Origin of the sequence: Ornithinibacillus sp. FSL M8-0202, from assembly GCF_037975285.1 — a bacterium.
In the GTDB taxonomy this organism is placed as follows: Bacteria; Bacillota; Bacilli; order Bacillales; family Amphibacillaceae; genus Ornithinibacillus; species Ornithinibacillus massiliensis.
The window spans coordinates 2995220-3014720 of record NZ_CP150248.1 but is presented as its reverse complement, the minus strand read 5'-3'; the positions used below and the strand labels follow the sequence as shown (position 1 = coordinate 3014720).

The 19501-nt window shown below is 36.4% G+C and carries 22 protein-coding genes and 1 riboswitch; of the genes, 3 read left to right on the top strand and 19 right to left on the bottom strand.

The genetic code is table 11. The features are described 5' to 3' along the window. Positions 1 to 78 precede the first annotated feature (78 nt). The 3 genes from MKY78_RS15200 to MKY78_RS15190 all read right to left on the bottom strand — a co-directional run bounded on the left by MKY78_RS15200 (position 79) and on the right by MKY78_RS15190 (position 3114). Positions 79 to 921 carry a DegV family protein gene (locus MKY78_RS15200; RefSeq protein ID WP_339213854.1) on the bottom strand — a complete coding sequence of 281 codons (843 nt, stop codon included), beginning with the start codon at positions 919 to 921 and terminating at the stop codon, positions 79 to 81. Positions 922 to 1201: 280 nt separating this feature from the next. After that, positions 1202 to 1897: a response regulator transcription factor gene (locus MKY78_RS15195; protein WP_186870613.1), complete on the bottom strand. Its 696-nt coding sequence runs from the start codon at positions 1895 to 1897 to the stop codon at positions 1202 to 1204. 74 nt (positions 1898 to 1971) lie between these two features. After that, complete coding sequence (locus tag MKY78_RS15190) at positions 1972 to 3114, bottom strand: histidine kinase (RefSeq protein ID WP_339213852.1); 1143 nt, start codon at positions 3112 to 3114, stop codon at positions 1972 to 1974. A 191-nt stretch (positions 3115 to 3305) separates the two neighbouring features. Between MKY78_RS15190 and MKY78_RS15185 the strand changes: the two genes are divergently transcribed. Further along, positions 3306 to 3956, top strand: coding sequence for a YigZ family protein (locus tag MKY78_RS15185; RefSeq protein WP_339213850.1), 651 nt, complete (start codon positions 3306 to 3308; stop codon positions 3954 to 3956). Between the two features lie 37 nt (positions 3957 to 3993). Here MKY78_RS15185 and nagB read toward each other — a convergent pair whose 3' ends face one another. The 10 genes from nagB to MKY78_RS15135 form a co-directional block, all read right to left on the bottom strand. Beyond that, positions 3994 to 4725, bottom strand: a complete 732-nt coding sequence (gene nagB / locus MKY78_RS15180; RefSeq protein ID WP_339213848.1) for a glucosamine-6-phosphate deaminase — start codon at positions 4723 to 4725, stop codon at positions 3994 to 3996. Between the two features lies 1 nt (position 4726). Beyond that, positions 4727 to 5905 (bottom strand): N-acetylglucosamine-6-phosphate deacetylase, encoded by a 1179-nt coding sequence (nagA, locus tag MKY78_RS15175; protein WP_339213846.1) that lies wholly within the window; start codon positions 5903 to 5905, stop codon positions 4727 to 4729. Between the two features lie 126 nt (positions 5906 to 6031). Then, the gene (locus tag MKY78_RS15170; protein ID WP_186870618.1) at positions 6032 to 6187 is read right to left on the bottom strand and encodes a hypothetical protein; all 156 of its coding nucleotides are present in this window, start codon (positions 6185 to 6187) and stop codon (positions 6032 to 6034) included. A gap of 82 nt (positions 6188 to 6269) precedes the next feature. Then, positions 6270 to 6761, bottom strand: coding sequence for a VanZ family protein (locus tag MKY78_RS15165; RefSeq protein ID WP_339213844.1), 492 nt, complete (start codon positions 6759 to 6761; stop codon positions 6270 to 6272). Positions 6762 to 6837: 76 nt separating this feature from the next. Further along, positions 6838 to 7164, bottom strand: coding sequence for a helix-turn-helix domain-containing protein (locus MKY78_RS15160; RefSeq protein WP_186870620.1), 327 nt, complete (start codon positions 7162 to 7164; stop codon positions 6838 to 6840). 81 nt (positions 7165 to 7245) lie between these two features. Further along, entirely contained in the window at positions 7246 to 7356 is a 111-nt protein-coding gene (locus MKY78_RS15155; protein ID WP_246521669.1) for an anti-repressor SinI family protein, read from the bottom strand. 30 nt (positions 7357 to 7386) lie between these two features. Continuing rightward, a riboswitch (cyclic di-GMP riboswitch) is annotated at positions 7387 to 7462 on the bottom strand. Positions 7463 to 7582: 120 nt separating this feature from the next. After that, positions 7583 to 8293, bottom strand: coding sequence for an LPXTG cell wall anchor domain-containing protein (locus MKY78_RS15150; protein WP_339213842.1), 711 nt, complete (start codon positions 8291 to 8293; stop codon positions 7583 to 7585). A gap of 37 nt (positions 8294 to 8330) precedes the next feature. Continuing rightward, positions 8331 to 8918: a signal peptidase I gene (locus MKY78_RS15145; RefSeq protein ID WP_339213840.1), complete on the bottom strand. Its 588-nt coding sequence runs from the start codon at positions 8916 to 8918 to the stop codon at positions 8331 to 8333. Continuing rightward, positions 8919 to 9722, bottom strand: coding sequence for an amyloid fiber anchoring/assembly protein TapA (tapA, locus tag MKY78_RS15140; RefSeq protein WP_339213839.1), 804 nt, complete (start codon positions 9720 to 9722; stop codon positions 8919 to 8921). It abuts the gene before it with no gap. 263 nt (positions 9723 to 9985) lie between these two features. Then, positions 9986 to 10687, bottom strand: a complete 702-nt coding sequence (locus MKY78_RS15135) for a TasA family protein (protein WP_339213837.1) — start codon at positions 10685 to 10687, stop codon at positions 9986 to 9988. A 625-nt stretch (positions 10688 to 11312) separates the two neighbouring features. On the opposite strand from MKY78_RS15135, the gene MKY78_RS15130 reads away from it, so the two are divergent. Beyond that, on the top strand, positions 11313 to 12257 hold the full coding sequence (locus tag MKY78_RS15130) for an LCP family protein (protein ID WP_339213835.1): 945 nt from the start codon (positions 11313 to 11315) through the stop codon (positions 12255 to 12257). 105 nt (positions 12258 to 12362) lie between these two features. Further along, complete coding sequence (locus MKY78_RS15125) at positions 12363 to 14384, top strand: penicillin-binding transpeptidase domain-containing protein (RefSeq protein ID WP_339213833.1); 2022 nt, start codon at positions 12363 to 12365, stop codon at positions 14382 to 14384. A 360-nt stretch (positions 14385 to 14744) separates the two neighbouring features. Here the strand turns inward: MKY78_RS15125 and MKY78_RS15120 are convergent, their stop codons facing one another. From MKY78_RS15120 to MKY78_RS15095, 6 genes are all read right to left on the bottom strand, one after another. Then, positions 14745 to 15179 (bottom strand): IDEAL domain-containing protein, encoded by a 435-nt coding sequence (locus MKY78_RS15120; protein WP_339213832.1) that lies wholly within the window; start codon positions 15177 to 15179, stop codon positions 14745 to 14747. 143 nt (positions 15180 to 15322) lie between these two features. Next, positions 15323 to 15760 (bottom strand): IDEAL domain-containing protein, encoded by a 438-nt coding sequence (locus MKY78_RS15115; RefSeq protein ID WP_339213830.1) that lies wholly within the window; start codon positions 15758 to 15760, stop codon positions 15323 to 15325. A 170-nt stretch (positions 15761 to 15930) separates the two neighbouring features. Continuing rightward, a complete protein-coding gene (locus MKY78_RS15110; protein ID WP_339213828.1) occupies positions 15931 to 16980 on the bottom strand; it encodes a hypothetical protein in 1050 nt (349 codons plus the stop codon). Positions 16981 to 17116: 136 nt separating this feature from the next. After that, on the bottom strand, positions 17117 to 17299 hold the full coding sequence (locus tag MKY78_RS15105; protein WP_186870631.1) for a cold-shock protein: 183 nt from the start codon (positions 17297 to 17299) through the stop codon (positions 17117 to 17119). A gap of 137 nt (positions 17300 to 17436) precedes the next feature. Further along, the gene (locus MKY78_RS15100; RefSeq protein WP_339213827.1) at positions 17437 to 18174 is read right to left on the bottom strand and encodes a Cof-type HAD-IIB family hydrolase; all 738 of its coding nucleotides are present in this window, start codon (positions 18172 to 18174) and stop codon (positions 17437 to 17439) included. 12 nt (positions 18175 to 18186) lie between these two features. Next, positions 18187 to 19374 carry an MFS transporter gene (locus MKY78_RS15095; protein WP_186870633.1) on the bottom strand — a complete coding sequence of 396 codons (1188 nt, stop codon included), beginning with the start codon at positions 19372 to 19374 and terminating at the stop codon, positions 18187 to 18189. Positions 19375 to 19501 lie beyond the last annotated feature (127 nt).

Sequence of the window (19501 nt, the reverse complement as noted above, 5' to 3'; positions counted from 1 at the left end):
ATCCTCACTCACTTTCTTTTAAAAGGATAGACTGCCAGTTATCCTGACAGCCATGAATATAATAAATAAAATGATTGCTTATTTATAGTACCAGCATACTCCAATTGCCCCTTCACCAACATGCGTACCAATTACAGGTCCGAAGTAGCTAATTAAGGCTTCCGTATTGGGGTATTTCTCATTAAAATCTTCTTTTAAATCAATAGCAGCTTGTTCATCATTTGCATGAACAAACACCACTTTCGCTACCTTGTCTTCCCTCGCATCCTCTTCTAACATACTTAAGATACGATTCAGTGCTTTTTTACGGGTGCGAATTTTTTCAAAAGGAACAATAATCTTATCAACAAAGTGTAGCACCGGTTTAACTTGTAGAAGGCTACCAACAAGTGCTTGTGCTCCGTTAAGTCTGCCACCACGATGTAGATTAGTAAGATCATCTACCATAAAGAATCCATGCATCGTTTCCTGCATTTCATATAAACGATTCATGATTGCTTCCGGTGACTTATTTTCCTTTGCCATTTCAGCCGCTTCTATTGCATAGAAACCTTGAGCCATACAACTAATTTCAGAATCAAAGGCATAAACATCGATTCCATCTACCATATCCCCCGCACTTACTACTGCTTGGTAAGTACCACTAATACCACTAGATAAATGAACCGATATCACCGCATCAAACTCTTTGCTTAGTTCTTCTAATTTTTCCGTAATCAGACCAATAGCAGGCTGAGAAGTAGTTGGAAGTTCTTTTACATCTTTAATCTTTCGATAAAATTCTTCTGTTGAAATATCAATTTCCTCTTGATATGTTTCATCGCCAAAGTTCACACTTAGCGGAATCATATGTATTCCGTAAGCGTCACGCATATCCTTTGGAATATATGCAGTGCTGTCAGTCATTACAGCAACCTTCATTTCTTCCCTTCCTCTCCAATTTTTTATTTTCATTGTACAAAATGTGTGCTTCTTATATTCTACATGAATGTAATAAAAAATGCACCAAGATATGTGGATACATAACTAAAGTCAAAAAAATATACCAAATCAGTATAACTGTTTACTTCAATCTGTATCCAGCTATTTGAAAAAATATAGCGTTTTCCGCAATAAGGAACTCCCTAACATATTGGTTATCTCTACACACAACAAAAGACCCTTGATATTATCAATACCAAGGATCTATTTCAGAAAAAAATTATAATACCTCAACCCAGCCTTTTCTTATTGCAGATACTACTGCTTGGGTTCTATCATTTACATTCATTTTTTGAAGAATGTTACTTACATGGTTTTTAACCGTCTTTTCACTAATATATAACGCTTCTGCAACAGCGCGGTTACTTTTACCATCCGCTAAAAGTTGCAGTACTTCACACTCACGTTTAGTTAACAAGTGTAAAGGGCGATGGTATTCTACTCGGCTTCCACCTATACCAACAGCTACGTTTTCCTTTGCTAGTCGACGATATTCTTGTACGAGGTTATGGGTTACTTTCGGATGTAAGTAAGAGCCTCCCTCACTAACAACCTTAATCGCTTCAATAAGTGAATTAGAGTCCATCTCTTTTAATAAATATCCTTGTGCACCTGTTTTCAGTGCATGTGTTACATAGCTTTCATCATCATGAATCGATAAGATAATTACTTTTGATTTAGGATAATTACGTACTAATTCAGCAGTAGCCTGTACACCATTCATGTTTGGCATGTTGATATCCATTAATATTACATCTGGGTTATATTCTTGGACTAGCTTAGTTGCCATTGCACCATCATCACCCTCTGCTACTACATTAAATGATGGTTCAAATTCTAAAATACGTTTAACCCCTTCACGAAATAACTTATGATCATCAATTAAGACGATACTAACATTTTTTTCTAAACTCATTGTCTGTTCCTCCCCATTACGTAATATTCTCCCCTATTACGTTTATCTGATAGACAATTTCTATAATATCTATGTTAAAAGAGCCCTTCCATGGGTAATTGAATAACGATTTTTGTACCTTTTCCAATAGTCGATTTAATATCCATTACACCATCAAACATCTCAACACGCTCTTTCATTCCCATTAAACCAAATGACTTATCTCGTTTTATAGATGGATCGAAGCCTTTTCCATTATCTGTTACGATTAAATTTAAATTTCTTGTACATATTTCAATCTTAACAGTAATTAAGGTTGATTCCGCGTGTTTTACAGCATTTTGTATTGCTTCTTGTGCTAATCGAAACACTGCTATCTCATACTTCTGATTTATTCGTTTTACTTCACCAATCGATGTAAATTCAATATTGATATTGTTGTACTCCGATGTAGTCGTGATATATTTCTTAATCGTTGGAATTAGACCTAAGTCATCGAGGGCCATTGGACGCAGATCATAAATAATACGACGAACCTCATAAAGTGATGAACGAACCATTTTACGTAAGCTTCGAATTTCTTCTAAAGCATCATCTGTACTTCCTTCACGGAAGGTACGATCAACTAATTCAGAGCGTAAGAGAATATTCGCAAGCATTTGTGCAGGTCCATCATGAATTTCCCTAGAAATTCGTTTTCTTTCTTCCTCTTGTGCTTCAATAATTCTTAAACTAAATTCCTGTTTTTCCTTAGCCTCTTCTATCATTTCGTTTACTTGTCTGAAGTCATCTGTTAAATATGTGAGTATGACAGATATTTTATTGGCAAGATTTTCTGCACGCTTAATCGTATGATCAATGTTTTGCAGTCTTCTCTCCAACTCATCACGCTTTTCACGTAGTCCTTTTTCCTCTTGACGAAGCATGGCTAGTTTTGTCTGAAGCTCATGTGTCGATTCATATACTTCTCGAATCTCATCTTCAGAATAGCGGTCAAAGTATTTACTGACTTCTGATAAACGCTTTCTTGAGTACCGAACATTTTGCTCTAATTTGTCACCTTCATCTATGTAACGTAATACTTTAGCCTTGGTGTACTCCAAATCTCGAAGCAATCGTTCATACTCCGTACGAGCCTCCTCACTTATGTGAAAAACCTCATCCTTACTGTTCTCAACTACGTCTACCATTTCGTTGAGAATATAATCTAAAGCTTTTTCCCTAGTTTTTACTGCCATCAGCACTCACCAACCTATGGTATAATTATACGTGCTAAAAATCTTTTTTTATAGGGTTATTTGGAAAGTTTTTATAAAAATGATTAATTATTTGCATTTACCCTAGTAACATATACCCAAACATTTCTTTACTCAAACATATTTTTTCCTTATATTAGACTAGAACACAACTAGGAGGAGGATTTATTCCTGTGTTAACCAACTATTATACTGTGAATAAAGATGGCGGATCACACGAAATCGTTATTCAAAAATCAAGATTTATAGGCACGATTAAACGTGTTGAAACAGAAGAAGAAGCCCAGAGCTTTATCCAGGAAATGAAGAGAAAGTATCATGATGCAACACATAATTGTTCTGCATATATAATTGGAGAGCATGACCATATCCAAAAGGCAAACGATGATGGGGAACCGAGCGGGACAGCTGGAGTGCCCATGCTTGAAGTCCTAAAAAAACAGAATCTTAAAGACACCGCAGTAGTCGTCACGAGATATTTCGGTGGAATCAAGCTTGGTGCTGGAGGGCTAATCCGTGCTTACGGCAGTTCAACCTCAGAAGCGATTAAAGCAGTTGGAATTATTAAAAGACAATTAATGAAAGGGATTTCCATCATGGTCGATTATACTCTACTCGGCAAGCTTGAAAATGAATTACGGAATTCTGAACATATGTTAGAAACGATACAGTATCTGGAGAATGTAGAATTTATTGTCTATGTAGAAGATGGTCAGGAAACTGCCTTTCAAGAATGGATGACAGATTTAACGAACGGACAAGCTGTCATACAAGCAATCGGCGAAAAGTATGTGGAAATCGAGGTTGATAGTACAAAGGAATAGAAAAAACTTGGCGTTTCAATCATGACGCCAAGTTTTTTTATTGATACACTTTTGATAAAGCTGCTTCATCTGCAATTACAGTAACATTCGGATGGTCCTTCAATACGGATGCTGGAAATTGTTCGGTAATTTCTCCATGTAACAATCGGTACAATGCTTCAGCTTTATCCTCACCAGATACTAGTAATAAAATCTGTTTACTATCCATAATCGTACCTATTCCAGTCGTAATCGCTTGTGATGGTACTTCTTCCCATGAATTGAAGAAACGAGCATTAGCTTTACGAGTAGTCTCCGCTAATTCAACGATATGTGTTCGGGTAGTAAACGGTGTTCCAGGTTCATTAAATCCAATATGTCCATTATGGCCTATTCCTAGAATTTGTAAATCGATAGAATCGTGTTGTTGAATTAATTCCTCGTAAGCTACACATTCTTTTTCTAAATCCTCGGCAGAACCATTTGGAATATATGTATTCTCTATAGTAATATCAATATGCTGAAACAGTTTTTCATTCATATAATAGCGATAACTATTCGGATGATTGGCTGTTAGCCCTACATATTCATCCAAATTAAATGTGGTCACATCTTGGAAAGAAACTTGATTCTCTTTATTTCGATTAATTAGACATTGATACAGACCTTCTGGCGTAGAGCCGGTCGCAAGTCCTAATACTGGCCGGTCTAACTCTTTAATAGTTTGAATAATAAATTCACAAGCTTTCAAGCTTATACCCTGATAATCCTTGGCAGATATGATGTTCATATCACTCGTCTCCTTTGTATGCTATCGTACCACGGCAAATTGTATAGTTTATCGTAAAGTTCTCATCAACTAATAAAATATCTGCATCTTTCCCTTTATCAATACTTCCTTTCCGGTCGTATACTCCCAGTTGTTTTGCTGGATTCGTGCTCGCCATTTTAATGACATCCTCTAAACAAACATCCTGTATCTTCAACATTTGCTTAACACCATGATTCATTTTCAAAATACTACCTGCTAGTGTTCCATCCTCAAGTACAGCTCGATGCTCATCTACTAAAACGGTTTGACCACCAAGTTCATATGTACCAGCATGTAAGCATTTTGCTCGCATGGCATCCGTAATGAGCATTATCCGATCACTTCCCATATTTCGATAGATTACTTCTATCATTTCAGGAGCGACATGGATGCCATCAGCAATAAGTTCTGCTCGCAATTCTTCTAACAGAAATGTTGCTCCTACTACACCAATATCTCGATGATGTATCCCTGTCATGGCATTGCATAAATGTGTAACCTGCTTAACCCCATTGGATACCGCTTCTTTCATCCCTTTAAAATCAATTGCCGTATGCCCTGCTGATATATTGACACCCTGATTTGCTAAATGGCGGATAAACAATCCCTCTGGATCATGCTCTGGTGCCATCGTAATCGTTTTAATCATATCATTAGAGAGCTTCTGCCATTTGTCAAAAAGAGCACTATCTGGTCTACGAATATGCTCTAGTGGCTGTGCACCCTTCTTACTTTCTTCTATAAAAGGACCTTCCAGATGAATCCCAATTATCTCGGCCCCATTCTCTTTAGGTTGATAATCCGCAACCGTACGTAGTGCCTGTTCAATTTGTTCTACTGACTGGGTAATCGTCGTTGCAAGGAAACTAGTTGTCCCTTCTTTCGGTAGTGCTTCTGCAATGGTATCTAATGCTTCGTCTGTTCCATCCATTACGTCTGCTCCATTAGCACCGTGAATGTGCCCGTCAATAAAGCCTGGAACAGCATATAATCCTTCCCCATCAATCATTTTAAATCGACTTGGATACTGTTTAGGCTTTTCATTTTCCGGATAGATCTCGCTTATTTTTCCTTGTTCAATGATAAGACTTCCATTAGGAATTCTTGTGTTCTCTAAGAATACGGTTACATTTTTTATCAAAAGTGCTGTATGATCCATTTATGTCCCAACCCTTCGCTAACTACACTCCCAAATTATCATAAGGTAGTACTATTGTCCAGTTATGGAATAGCTGGTCTAAACAAGAAAAAAGCTATTCCCTCTAAAAAGGAAATAGCTCAAATGTTAATTAATTATACGTTTATTTTGATTTAATTCTCGTTGATCATTCAATTCTTTAATTAATGTTTGAATTAATTCTTCAGAGGAACGGATTTTATTTTTTTCTGTATCATCAATTACCTTTTTCATCATATTCTTAAAAAACTCACGCTCAACCATGAAATTACCGCCTTGACTATGATTTAATATAAAAACTAGTATACCATGAAATCTATGAGATATTTACTATAATTATTAAATTTTATAGTTTTTTCCATTTTTTATACCAGATTAGTAGAATGAAGTATGCCATGCTAGCTCCGATTCCGTCAATTACTACATCTCCATAAAAAGGCGTTCTATTTGGTGTTAAACCTTGATGTAATTCATCCATAATAGCATATGCAATCGTTAATCCAAATGAGACAACTAGAATTTTATGTAAATTCCAATGTACTGTCCTTCGAAATGCTATACAAAACAGAATCATCAATAGGAAAAATGCACCGAAATGTGCTCCTTTACGAAGAAAAAATTCGATAAATCCTTCTACACCAAGTGCAGCAATGCTTACCTCTGTTTGATTATACGTAAATGAAACCCAACTAAAATACGGTTCTAAAAAAGAAAAATCAATAATGCTCGCTAGTAATGGCTTCATATCCTGTTTTTCATATGGGGTCGCAGAAGAAAAGAAAATGACAGCCATCCATACGATCGGAAGAAGCCAATAAATAGGTTTACGATTCATCATTTCACCATACTTGTCCAAAATCTTATATCCTACTATATCACAAGCAATAAAAAAACCGCAGTATAATCTACGGTTTCTAATTATTATTTTTTCGCCACTTATTAAATTCTAGGAAACTCTTAAAGTCTTCTTTCGATACACCAGATTCCATCGCTTCTTTGACGATTTCTAGCCATTCTCCGTCTAAATCCTCCAATTCTATGGAGTCTTTCGTATTAATTAACTCATTTACAGATACACCTAGAACAGCACTAATTTTCTCGATAAATTGAATAGATGGATTGGATTGGAGGTTACGTTCGATTGAACTTAAGTACGACTTGGCAACATTTGCTTTTTCTGCTAGCTCAGATATAGACATTTTCTTTTCTTTGCGTAATTGTTTGATTTTTTCTCCGATCAATTCGACTCACCTCTTTCAAGCGAAATTATATCACAAACAGGTGAGCAGTTCTATATTAAGTACAAAAATACAACAAAAGAATTATGCATGGTGCTTTGCTTCCGCTAGAAATAGTCGTATTTCTTCTACGGTCATCCCCTGTTTTTTTGCCTCCTTAATTAACAAAATCCACTCATAGTCTAAACCGATCATTTTATTCAAATTCCCGTCCCCCATACTTATCTATGCAATCCAGCCATCCAGTATTGGACCTGTGACTTTGCGTCCCCATCTTTCAATGAGGTTGCCTTTGTATAGATGGAATTTATTTCTAAATCTATTATACTAAAGAACTAGTACTTTATGTATGTCTTGTTTTGTCAGAATGGAACTAGTTTTGTAGGAGGTTCAAACCAATCATATTACTTTTTTCAATATGCTATACCCTACTCATCCGTGCTCTTTTCAATCTTCTAGAAATGATATAAAGGATTAAGCCAGCTAGAAGTAAACAGGTACCAATTAATAAATAATGAAACATATTTGTTGCTGTCTTAGGAAGTGGCGATCCTGCTGTGTTATCTCCATCATTTATTTTACCCCCCACATGCTTTACATCTTTCTCTGTTGTGCTATTATCTTCACCATCAGAGTCCCCCGTACCAGGGGTACTATTAGCTGCCTCTGCTACAAACGACATGTTAAAAAGAACAGCTAACCCTTGAAACTCATTACCAAGATGTTCCGGAAAACGAACAGTGATGTCTATTTCTTCGTATGTGTTAGCAGCAAGAAATCTCTTCGGTAACGTTTCCAATTCTGCTAGTTTACCTTCATATAGTATCCCTTCCCCCCCTTCCATTTCGATTAGAAGTTCATTAAATAGTTTCGCTTCCCCTTCATTGCTAATGCTTATCTGATAGTGAAAATTATTTTTCCCATCATTCATAACTGTAAGTGTTCTTGGTGCCCAGTCTCCTGGTTTCATATTATTCACATTAAAAAGCATATCATTAGGTGAAAGCGAGATTGCTATTTCTGCTTTGTCATTAATTGTTGTATCGGAATCATCGGCCATCGTTAATAAAGGATTATGTAGCATAATAAACCCGATAACGAATGCCAAGCTAATCAACATTACCCGCTTCAATTCATCGCCCCCTTAAGGCAAAACTATCAAAATTATATTAAGATGCCGTACTATTTTCCTGTATTTGTTTAGCTAGTTTTCTATTCGTAGCCTCTAATTCTCGAACTGCTTGCCAAATAGTGAAACCGGCATAGACGATTAGGATGAATCCTGGTATTAATAGTAAAAATGCTCCATTTTGGGATTGTGCAAGGTTAACAACATATCCTAGATAAGGAATAGTGAAGCCTGTATACTGGGCAACGACATTTTCAGAAAGTACTAAGCTACTATCTGGGGAAGCATTATTATCTCCCTTCGTTCGATACATAACATGTTCTCCACTATTTACTACCTCTATGACCCTATGGGTAATTAACTTTCCATCTTCTTCCACGAATGTGATAACATCCCCCGATTGAAAACGAGTCATGTCTCCACCAGGCTCCACTGCGATAATAGAACCGGTATTGAATTCTGGCTCCATTGATCCTGATAATACCGTTTTTAATTGATAGCCTAGAATTTCTGGTTCTCCCCCTGAAGCTTTCGTTGCAACAACCGTAAACGCTAAAAAGATTAGTACAGCCATCATGGCATACGTAAGCAAATTTCCAGTCCATTTTGCGACCTTTTTTAAATTCATTTAATTTTCTCCTTCCTCAGATGAATTCACAGTGTCTTCTTCCATCGGTTCACTCTCTGATTGAACCGATTCATTTTCTTCAACTGGTTTTTCCTCTACTTCTTTTATTTCATTAGCATTATCTTTTTTCGTGCTAGACTTATTTTCATCTTCATTCTCTTCTTCTGGTTGTGTGACGGTTTGCTCTTCTACTATTTCTTCCTCTTTAGGTTCATTTTCACTCACTTCTTCCTCATTGATAGCAGCATCTTCTTCCTGTTTTTTATCTTGTGGCGGGCATTGTACCTTTACTTTATTGCTCCATATTTCCGTTCTATTCTCTTCATTTTCATGAAAGCCTGGTAGCTGATACGCCATAAATTGATACCAACCTTCTTCTGTTGCAGTATATGTAAGGCTTATTTCTTGACCAGCATTTAATGGTTGGATCAATCCATTTGCAATTTCTTTGCCCAGTTTCTCAGGGTTACCTTTTTGTTCAGAATAAAATACTTTGTATTCGGTTGGACCCGCCATGTCACCGTCTCCAATATTCTTGATCTGGACTTGGATTTCAACTGGTGGACAGCTATGTATAACATCTGTTGCATTATCCAGGAATGCTAACTCACTTCCATCCCACCAGTTACTTGCTGTAGAAATGGTAGTCGTCACCTTAGGACTTGTATAGCTAAAATGAGCCGTAGTAGTTGAGGTAACGAGCGATAATGATGCGATAGAAGCATATAGGATAGCTAATAATTGCATGAGAATGATTAATTTTTTATGTTTTTTCCGATACTTAGCTACTCGTGACTGTCTCATATTCTTCCCCCTATCTCCCCTTTATTAACTATCATCGTTATTCCAAAACTTCGATTAACCAGGATAGTTAATAAATAAGGAATGAGGCTGGGACAAAACTATTTCTAACATAGAAAAAACGGAACATGAAAGTTAGCGCATCATACCCGCCCCGGAAATATACTTGCGGTTGCTTCCAGTATATTTCCGGGGCTAATGTGGTGGTAGTTCGTTTTTTATTACCTATATTTTCGTTATGCCCCAGCCTCTTGTTTATCAAAAAATTACTTTTCTTCTCCGTCAGTTTGGAAACCTTCGAATGTCCAAGTAAGCTCTAAATCTAGATTTTGTAGTTCATTTTGTGCTACACCAGTATCATTGAAACGGAATTGAACATCAAAGTTAGCTTTATCGCCAGCTCCAATACCATATACTTCTTCTGATACATCTTCAAATACTGGATCAACAGTTATCCATTTGCCAAATACTGGCCAAACAATCCATTCCCAGTATCTATACCCTTCTTCAACCATAATGTTTTCAAGATTTACTTTTGTTGCTAAATCTTCTGGTGTTAAATCACGAAGGTCTTTTAAACTTACTTCAAACAACACTTCATAATCTGCATTCCCAGAAGTATTCTTTAAGAATTGCACATAAAGTTGTTCTGCATATGCATCTGCTAATTCATTACTAACAGCCTCACCATTTCTTGTAACCGCATAATCTGTTTTTAAGTCAACATACTTAATATCAAGCGTTCCATTGTTTTGTAATTCAAACGATCTTGGCATCCAGTCTCCAGGCTTAAGATTATTCATTTCTACTTGTACAGTTGGATCAACATCAAGTTGAATTGTACCGGAAGCAAACGTGTTCGTTTGTGTAGCAGTATCACTAAAGTATGCAAACGTACCCCCACCAATTAATGCAATACCTAAAGCAGCTGATGTAATGCCCATACCTAACTTTTTCTTCATACTCATTCTCGTTCATCTCCCTAATTTAAATTCTAATTACAGAACAATTCACCTTTAAATTTGCGCAAATTTAAAAGTGTCGGGAAAGAGTTTGGTAATCGTTCTCTTTCCATATGTATTTAACCAGTTAAACACTATCGTTCTTCAATAAGACTCATTTCGTTCCTAATAAAGAACAATCTAATTGGAGTATAGGATAATTTACTTAGAAATGAAAACCTCAAATTCCGGCAAATATTCACTATAAAGAACGTTTTTATTGGATTATCTTTATATTTCTTTAGATTACTTATATTTTTGTACTTATTAACGTATTTATATTCTTTATAAAGAACAAATTCATTTTATATACTTCTATGCATGTCTATTCTTATCATATATTTATTATGATAACGATAATATAAATAAGTTTTCTTAGAATAACATACTAACTTGAAACCCAATTGAAAAGTAAATATTGCTCCTAATTACTGCTAATCGTTCTGTTACTTTTTGGAGGAACTAAATCACTATACGATTAACACTATTCTATTAGTCAAAAATAATGAGTAATAAATCCTATTTTGCAATAGACTAAAATGACAGGATTCGATATAATATTTCCAATAGTTAACAATTAAGGAGAATGACAGTGGCGGAATCAAGGAAAGAACTTAAACAAAAGAAAAGACGAAAATGGTTATACTGGGTCGGTGGGATTTTTCTTTTCCTTCTACTAGCTGGTGGAGGATTTGCATGGTATGTATGGGATAAAATACACGATACGGTTAACACCATGCATGAACCATTGGATCGTGATAAAGACCCTAAAAGGCAAGAAGAGATTAATAGCATTTTCAACGACAAAAAATCAATCAACATTTTACTTCTAGGTGTAGATGAACGTGAAGGTGACAGAGGTCGCTCCGATACCATGATTCTCATGTCATTAAATCCGAAGACCGATTCGATGAAAATGCTCAGTATTCCAAGAGACACTTATGTCAACATTCCTGGCCGAGGAATGGATAAAATCAATCACGCCTATGCATTTGGTGGGGTTGAATTATCTGTTCAAACCGTTGAAGAAGCCTTCGATCTTCCAGTACACTTCTACGGTAAAATAAATATGGAAGGCTTTGAGCTTGGGGTAGATGCTTTAGGTGGCGTAACCATTGATAATCATATGGATTTCACACAGGATGGCTTTCACTTTGAAGAAGGTAATCTTCGTTTAAATGGAAAAGAAGCATTAGCCTACATTCGGATGAGAAAAAGTGATCCACGTGGAGATATGGGGCGTAATGAAAGACAACGTGCTGTCGTAACTGCTGCAATGAATGAGGCTGCAAGCTTTTCAAGTATTACAAAAGTCGGTGAGATTCTCGATATAGTGGGTAATAATGTCAATACTGACCTGCAAATGAAAAACATGCAAGCATTATTCACCAACTACCTCGGCACTAGAGCGAATATTGACACAATGGAGATTTCCGGTAGCGGGCAAATCATTGGAGGAATTTGGTACTTTATTGTACCGGAAGGAGAATTCAGTCGGATTTCAACTGAGATAAAAGATCATATGGAAGCGAACTAAAGAAAATAAGTCACCTGATGAATTCAGTGTGACTTTTTCTATTATTTCGATGATATAATACAAAGAGAGAGAAAAAAACACTTACACATAGTAGGGGGATTAGTTATGAAACGCTTCTTTATTACCTTTACATTACTTTTAGCTTTCCTATTAGCTGGATGTTCTGAGGATAAAGTCACACCTCATGACAGGCTGGATGACTATTTTAAGCTTTGGGAGGAACAAAACTTCACTAGTATGTACGATATGCTGACGGAAGAAGCTAAGCAAGTATATCCAACAGATCAGTACATAGACCGCTATGAGAAAATATACCAAGATTTACACATTACAGATATTCAATTACATTATGAAAAACTATCTGATGAAAAGATGAAACAAGCTTTGGAAGAAGGTACGGCAACCATTCCATTTTCGGCAAGTTTGACGTCGATGGCTGGTCCAATTGAATTTGACTATGAAGTGACGTTAAAACAAGCTGGGGAAGAGGAAGAAAAGAATTGGTTTATCGACTGGGATCCTGGCTTTATTTTCCCAGAAATTAAAGATGGTGGAGAGATTCGAATATCTACTACCGAGCCAAAACGAGGAGATATTCTGGACCGTAACAGACTGCCCTTAGCTCTAAACGGAATTGTCTATGAGGTTGGAGTTGTTCCCGGGCAATTAGGGGATAATCCTGAAGCGAGTAAAGAAAAGCTTGCTTCCCTATTAAATATTTCCGTTGCATCCATTGATAACGCGCTTAATGAGAGCTGGGTTCAACCAGATTTGTTCGTCCCAATTGGTAAAAAGGTACAAGAATCCAATCAAGCATTGCTAGACCAATTATGGCAAATAGATGGCGTGATGACACAGCAAACAACAGGGCGCATTTATCCTTTAGGCGAAGCGGCGGCACATGTTGTAGGCTATGTGAGAAAAATAACAGCAGAAGAATTAGAAGAGAAAGATCCTGAGCGATATACAGCCAATGATATGATTGGTACTACTGGTTTAGAGCGCCGTTTCGAAGGTGAACTAAAAGGCGAGAAAGGGGTTAAAATTTACGTTACGAAAGATGAAAAAGAGGTTGCTACTTTAGCCATGAAACCAGTAGAGGATGGAAAGAATATTCAAACAACCCTTGATATTACGGTCCAAGAGGAATTATTTAACTCTTTGGATAATGCACCAGGAACGGCAGCTGCTATCCACCCTAAAACCGGCGAAACATTAGCATTGGTAAGTAGCCCGTCCTTTGATCCAAATAAACTAGTCTATGGCATTTCTCAAAGCGATTGGGAAGCTCTTCAAGACAACCCAGAGCAACCTTTATTTAATCGATTTAATGCGACATATGCACCAGGCTCTGTAATAAAGCCAATCACAGCAGCAATTGGCTTACAAAATGGCACGATTAAACCTGAGGAGAAGCTAGAGATTAAGGGGCTTTCTTGGGGTAAGGGAGAATCTTGGGGCAATTATGAAGTAACTCGTGTGTCCGAGGCTAACCCAGTTGACTTAATGAAAGCCATGGCCCTTTCAGATAATATCTACTTTGCAATGAAAGGTGTGGAAATGGGTGGTGAGCAACTCGTAAAGGGACTTGAACAGTTCGGTTTCGGTGAACAGCTACCGATTAATTTCCCAATATCCACTTCAACCATTTCAACTTCTGGAACGTTAGATGATGAAGTATTAGTAGCAAACACAAGCTATGGTCAAGGTGAGATTGAAGCAAGTGTACTTCACTTAGCTACGATGTATACGACATTTTTAAATAATGGCAATATGATTAAACCAATCTTATTAATGGATGAAGAACCAAATCAAGTTTGGAAAGAAGGGCTACTAACATCAGAGCAAGCTACTATCGTGCAAGAAACTTTGCGAAATGTAGTAACAGATGGAACGGCTAGCTATGCGAAAAAGGCTTCATTCCCTATCTCTGGGAAAACTGGAACGGCAGAATTAAAATTAACCTTAGATGAGGAAAATGGCGAACAAAATGGCTGGTTTGTCGGTTATCCAACAGAGGATCAGGACATCATCATCGCAATGATGATGGAGAAGGTTCAAGATCTCGGAGCAAGCGGATTAGTTGTACAGAAGGTTACGGATGTATTGGAAGCTATTAAAGAATAAAAAAGAACGCTTCCTACGAATGAATCAGAGAATGGGACAAAAGTAAACGTAATACGAATAATACCACTAGTTCCTTAAAATATACGTAGAGGAAACCAATAAGCAAACCTGAGATCCCGGATTCACCTCGAGTCTACTAGCAGGATTTCTCGTTAGGGTTATTCATATCGCAGCCTGATAGACACTGCCATGGATTTTTCTAGGAGTCCTCGCCCCTGTACTGGAAAGTTAATACAACGATATTTCCAGGATAGGGGCTTTTCTCATTAATCGCTTTTTCCTTTAACATATACCTTTTGTCCCTTCCTCTATTTAAATTTTACACCTTTATTATTCGTTTAAACGGTCTTACTTAAGCTTCTATAATAAAGCAATTAAGTCATAAAATGCTTCTTCATTGCGTTCATCTAATGCTTTATCAATTAATCGTTTAATATTTTGTTGTACTAGCTGATCCATAATAACGTCAATATCTTCATTTAAATTTTCTGTTTGCACATAATCAATATGAGGTTTTGTGATAAAGTAAAGCTTAATTAGAAAATCTGGAATATTGATTAGTTCACTCATCGTTAAATAAAAAACTTTATCATCCTTCTTAAATGCAAAAGTCGCATCCAGATTCTCAATTTTTTTCGTTCTACGATTGATAATGAATTGTCTCGACTGTTCAGGGATAAATTGATACACTTCATTCTGTATAGAAATCGTAAAGTGCTCTTCGTCCAAATAGACATATATATTTTCTAAATCCGTTTTTATACAATAGGGCTTCAATAACTTTACACTTACCATTGACATTCCCCCAATGCTTCATTATAGAAAATCTTATTTGTTAAGTACCCGATAAATTAACTTTTAAACACCTTTTTATCCAATAAATCAAAAGGAGCATGCCTGCCTATTTGTCATAGGTAATAAGTCATGCTCCTTTTGATTCATAACAATTTCACTAATTCGCGAAACATTTTCTCATCACGCTCATCAAGCGCCTTATCGATTAAGCGTTTTAAATTAGATTTTTCTAATTCCTCTAAAATTAATCTATTTTCACTTGCTATTTCATCCATTTCCTGAAATTCTTCATAATAAGGCTTTGCAATATGGTGTAATTGGGTTAGAAAATCGGGAAGTGTTATAAGTTCTGTCATTGTCATATAAATAATCTCCTTGCCCTTTTGAAAAGCAAAACGACTTTCAACATTTTCAACTTTTCGTGTTTTGCGGTTGATGCGAATCTCTTTAGCTTCAACAGGGATAAATTGGTAGACATGTGTATTAATACTGACTGAAAAATATTGATACGCTAAAATTATACGAACAAACTCATCATCAGCCTTTATATAATAAGGCTTGAGCATCTTTACAGATATCACATTCCCACCTCCCAATATTTTTCAAATCATAATTTTCAGTTAATTTATTTTACATGATTTTACAAGAAAAAACAAGAGGATATTTATGGATTCATTAAAATTGATTCTAAATTCCCTATTATAAGCTAAAAGTCCTGCGAGTCTTTACTATATACTCACAGGACTACTCCTTATTCGTTAATTGCTCCAATAATATGCGATTTTAGCTTTTCCATTTCTAGATTAGTTAGGTCATATTGTTGTTCAAGCTTGCCGATTACTTTACCCGCTTCTTGCAGGTTGATAACACCTTTTTTCATATAAGCTTTATAACGCGTATTTAAATCGTCAATGACATCTGCATATTTCTCATCCGTCCCCGGTGTTACCGCTATCTCATACATATCTATCGTCTCTTCCCCAGGTCCCTGTGGAAAAAACTCATGTGGGTCTGTACTATCAAAAATACAACAATCTAGCTCTCGAACGAGCACCATATCAATACTATTAGGATCGAAGCTACAGTGATAAAGCTCCACATCAAAACCATGCGCTAGGCAAGCAGCCTTAATTTTCTTCATAAAGGTTGATTTACCTGTACCAGCACGGCCTTTAATATAGTACTTTTTAGATAACGGACGTAAAAGTTCTGGAACAACATTTACTACGCCATCTTTCGTATTAGTACCAAACAAGCGATGGTATACGTTGGATTCCTTTTCTTGCTTTGAAACATCCTTTAATAGAGAATCGATAAATTCTGTTGCCAGTTGATTCGCCTTTTCAAAGTCCATTTCGTTTATATAGACTTCCTCTAAATCGTCATGAATTTTCAGTCCAGCTTCAAAATCTCGGTAGGCGTTTTGGATGAAAGTATTCATTGTTTCATGCTCCGATGCGAAATCGTGGTTAGTAGCATCCATTTCTGTGAAAAGAGTAAGGTTTAATTCAATGGAGCCAGGTAAGTCTGTACTAGTTATCCTTTCATCGATGATCGCTACTTTCTTATCTCGTATGATAACTCCTTCTAAGAATTCTTTACCTATTGAGCTATAAAGTACCTCGATATGATGATCTGCTTCATATTGGTTTATGATTCCCTTTATAATAGCTGTTTTGATTGTGTAGGAGGGGTGTTTTAAAATGATATGTTGATATAAGTCAGAAGTGTTGGTTGACAAAAAGTTTACGAAGCCCTCTGCTGTGTTTCCACTAACGTAGTACCCAATTTTACTTGGCAAAATAACACATCCTTTGACTTTTGGTTTCTACTTTAATGTATGTATAGGCAGTTGTCTAGGTGAATGAAACATAACATAAGGAAACACTCCCGAAGCAATCGAGAGTGTTCTTTAAGTTCTTTAACGCTATTTATTTCTATTTAACTTCTGGTAATACACGTACTTCTGTTGTCATGTTTGATTGGCATAATGGACATTCTGGTTCTTTGTCAAAGCTAAATGATTCTCTCATCCAGCCATTACAATCCTCACTAGTACATGCCCATACATTTGTTTCAACTTCCGGGACTGGCTCTTTTGGTCCTCTTGAAAAAGACATTACAGCATCCCCTTTCAGGCGTTGTATTTCTATTATACCTCTTTTCGAAACACAAAGAAAGGGACCTTGGATTTACTTATCCACCAGTGACAAAAATTGAATAACCAACCTATTCGTAAGAAATTACGTTATACGTCTTAATCTTCTAGGACAAATTTTTCAATTGCTTTTGCTACACCATGATTTTCGTTCGTATCGGTTACGTAATTTGCTACTTTTTTAATTGCTTCTTGTGCATTTCCCATTGCTACACCGATACCTGCTTCTTGAATCATTTTAATATCGTTCAAGCTGTCCCCACATGCCATTACGTTATCCATCGTAATCCCGATTTCGTTACAAACACGATGTAGCGCTTTTGCTTTGCTAACACCTTTAGGATTAATTTCAATGTTAGTTGGTAATGAATTGGTAATCTCAAGGTCAGCAAAATAGGATAGTTCTTTCACTACTTGAGCTAATTTATCCGGGTTTTCTGAGTCTACGCCGAATTTCAACCATTGGTAGTCGTATAAATTATCTGGACGTTCTCCAATGAAAAATCCTTCTGTAGAAGTCATCCACATATGGAGACCTAGTCCTTCACCTAAATTCCATATTTTTTCTACGACTTCCGTTTCTAATAAATGTTGTTCCAGTAATTCCTTTTTCATTGTCCAAATCTCGCCACCATTACAAGTGACTAAATACGATGTCAGGCCTAGTTCCTCTGCATATGGATAGCAGGTACCAAGTGATCGTCCCGTACTTAAGACAACATGGACACCTTTTGTAAGTGCTTGTTGAATCGCCTCTTTCGTACGAATATCAACCTCATGATTCTTATTCAATAACGTACCATCCATATCTAATGCAATTAACTTAATATCAGACATCTAAAAACCCCTTTATGCTTCTTTTTTTAATGCTTGCTCGGGCTTTATTCCTCGATCGTATAGTTTTGTTGTGAAGAATGGAATTAATAACATCACAATTAATCCATAAAACAACACCTGAATATTAAAGTAATCAACAACTAAACCACCTAAGAATGGTCCAAGCATTCTACCTGCAGCCGCAACGCTATTGATAAATCCTTGATAAAATCCAGCACGACCTTGTGGTGCTAGTTCATTTGCCAAGGTTGGGATGGCAGGCCAAATTAGCATCTCCGCTATAGTCAATATTACCATAGCTACAGCGAACATAGTAAATGCTTCAGCATACATCGCGATAAGATATGATCCTAAAAAAATAACAGCCCCAACATAAATATGTTTTCTAGGTGAAGTAATTCTATCGGTAAATAGCTTTAATAATGGCTGACCTAACACGATTAGGAAACCATTAATGGCCCAAAGCGAACTGTATTGTTCTAATGGAATACCGATATCCTGTGTATAGGATGCAATGGTAGACTGCCACTGGCTATAAGCAAACCAGGTAACAAAGAATCCAACACTTAAAATAATTAATGCAGTAAAAGTGGATTTATCTTTAATCTTTCCACTTTGCTCAATTACATTAGTGTGCATATGTCGATTTCTTTCTTCATCCATTCCTTTAAATGCAAAGAAAACAATAAAGGTAAATACGATAAATAGGGCTGCATTCGCAATGAAAATATAATCAAACGAAATACTTGCTACATATCCACCAATTGTCGCTCCAAGTGCGACCCCAAGATTTTGGGCAACATAAATCGCATTAAATGCACGTCTTCCACCTTCTGGCCATACAGATCCTGCCATGGCAAACATGACTGGCCATGTAATTCCTGATCCAAGTCCAATTAAAAGAAGACAAATAGAATACGATATAATATCATGATTAAATGCTAAGAAGATTGATGAGCTCGCTGATAATAACGTACCTAGTAGAATCGTTTTATAAGCACTAAATTTATCAAATAATACTCCTCCAACTAGGTTACCGACAATGTTAGCTCCCTGATTAAACATTAAAATAAAGCCCGCAAATGCTAAGCTTCTTCCTAATTCATTATGCATGTATATAGTATTAAGTGGCCATAAAAAAGAACCACCAGTTACACTAATGGTTGTAGCTATTGCTAAAAGCCAAATGTATTTTGGCATACTTATCAACTCGCAATCTAGTTTTCTCGTCAACTACGTAATTTTAATATATTTAGTTGATGAAAGCAATGAAGATAATGTAAATAATTTTCTAGTTTAGGACTTTTTTTGATAATAAATCCATAGC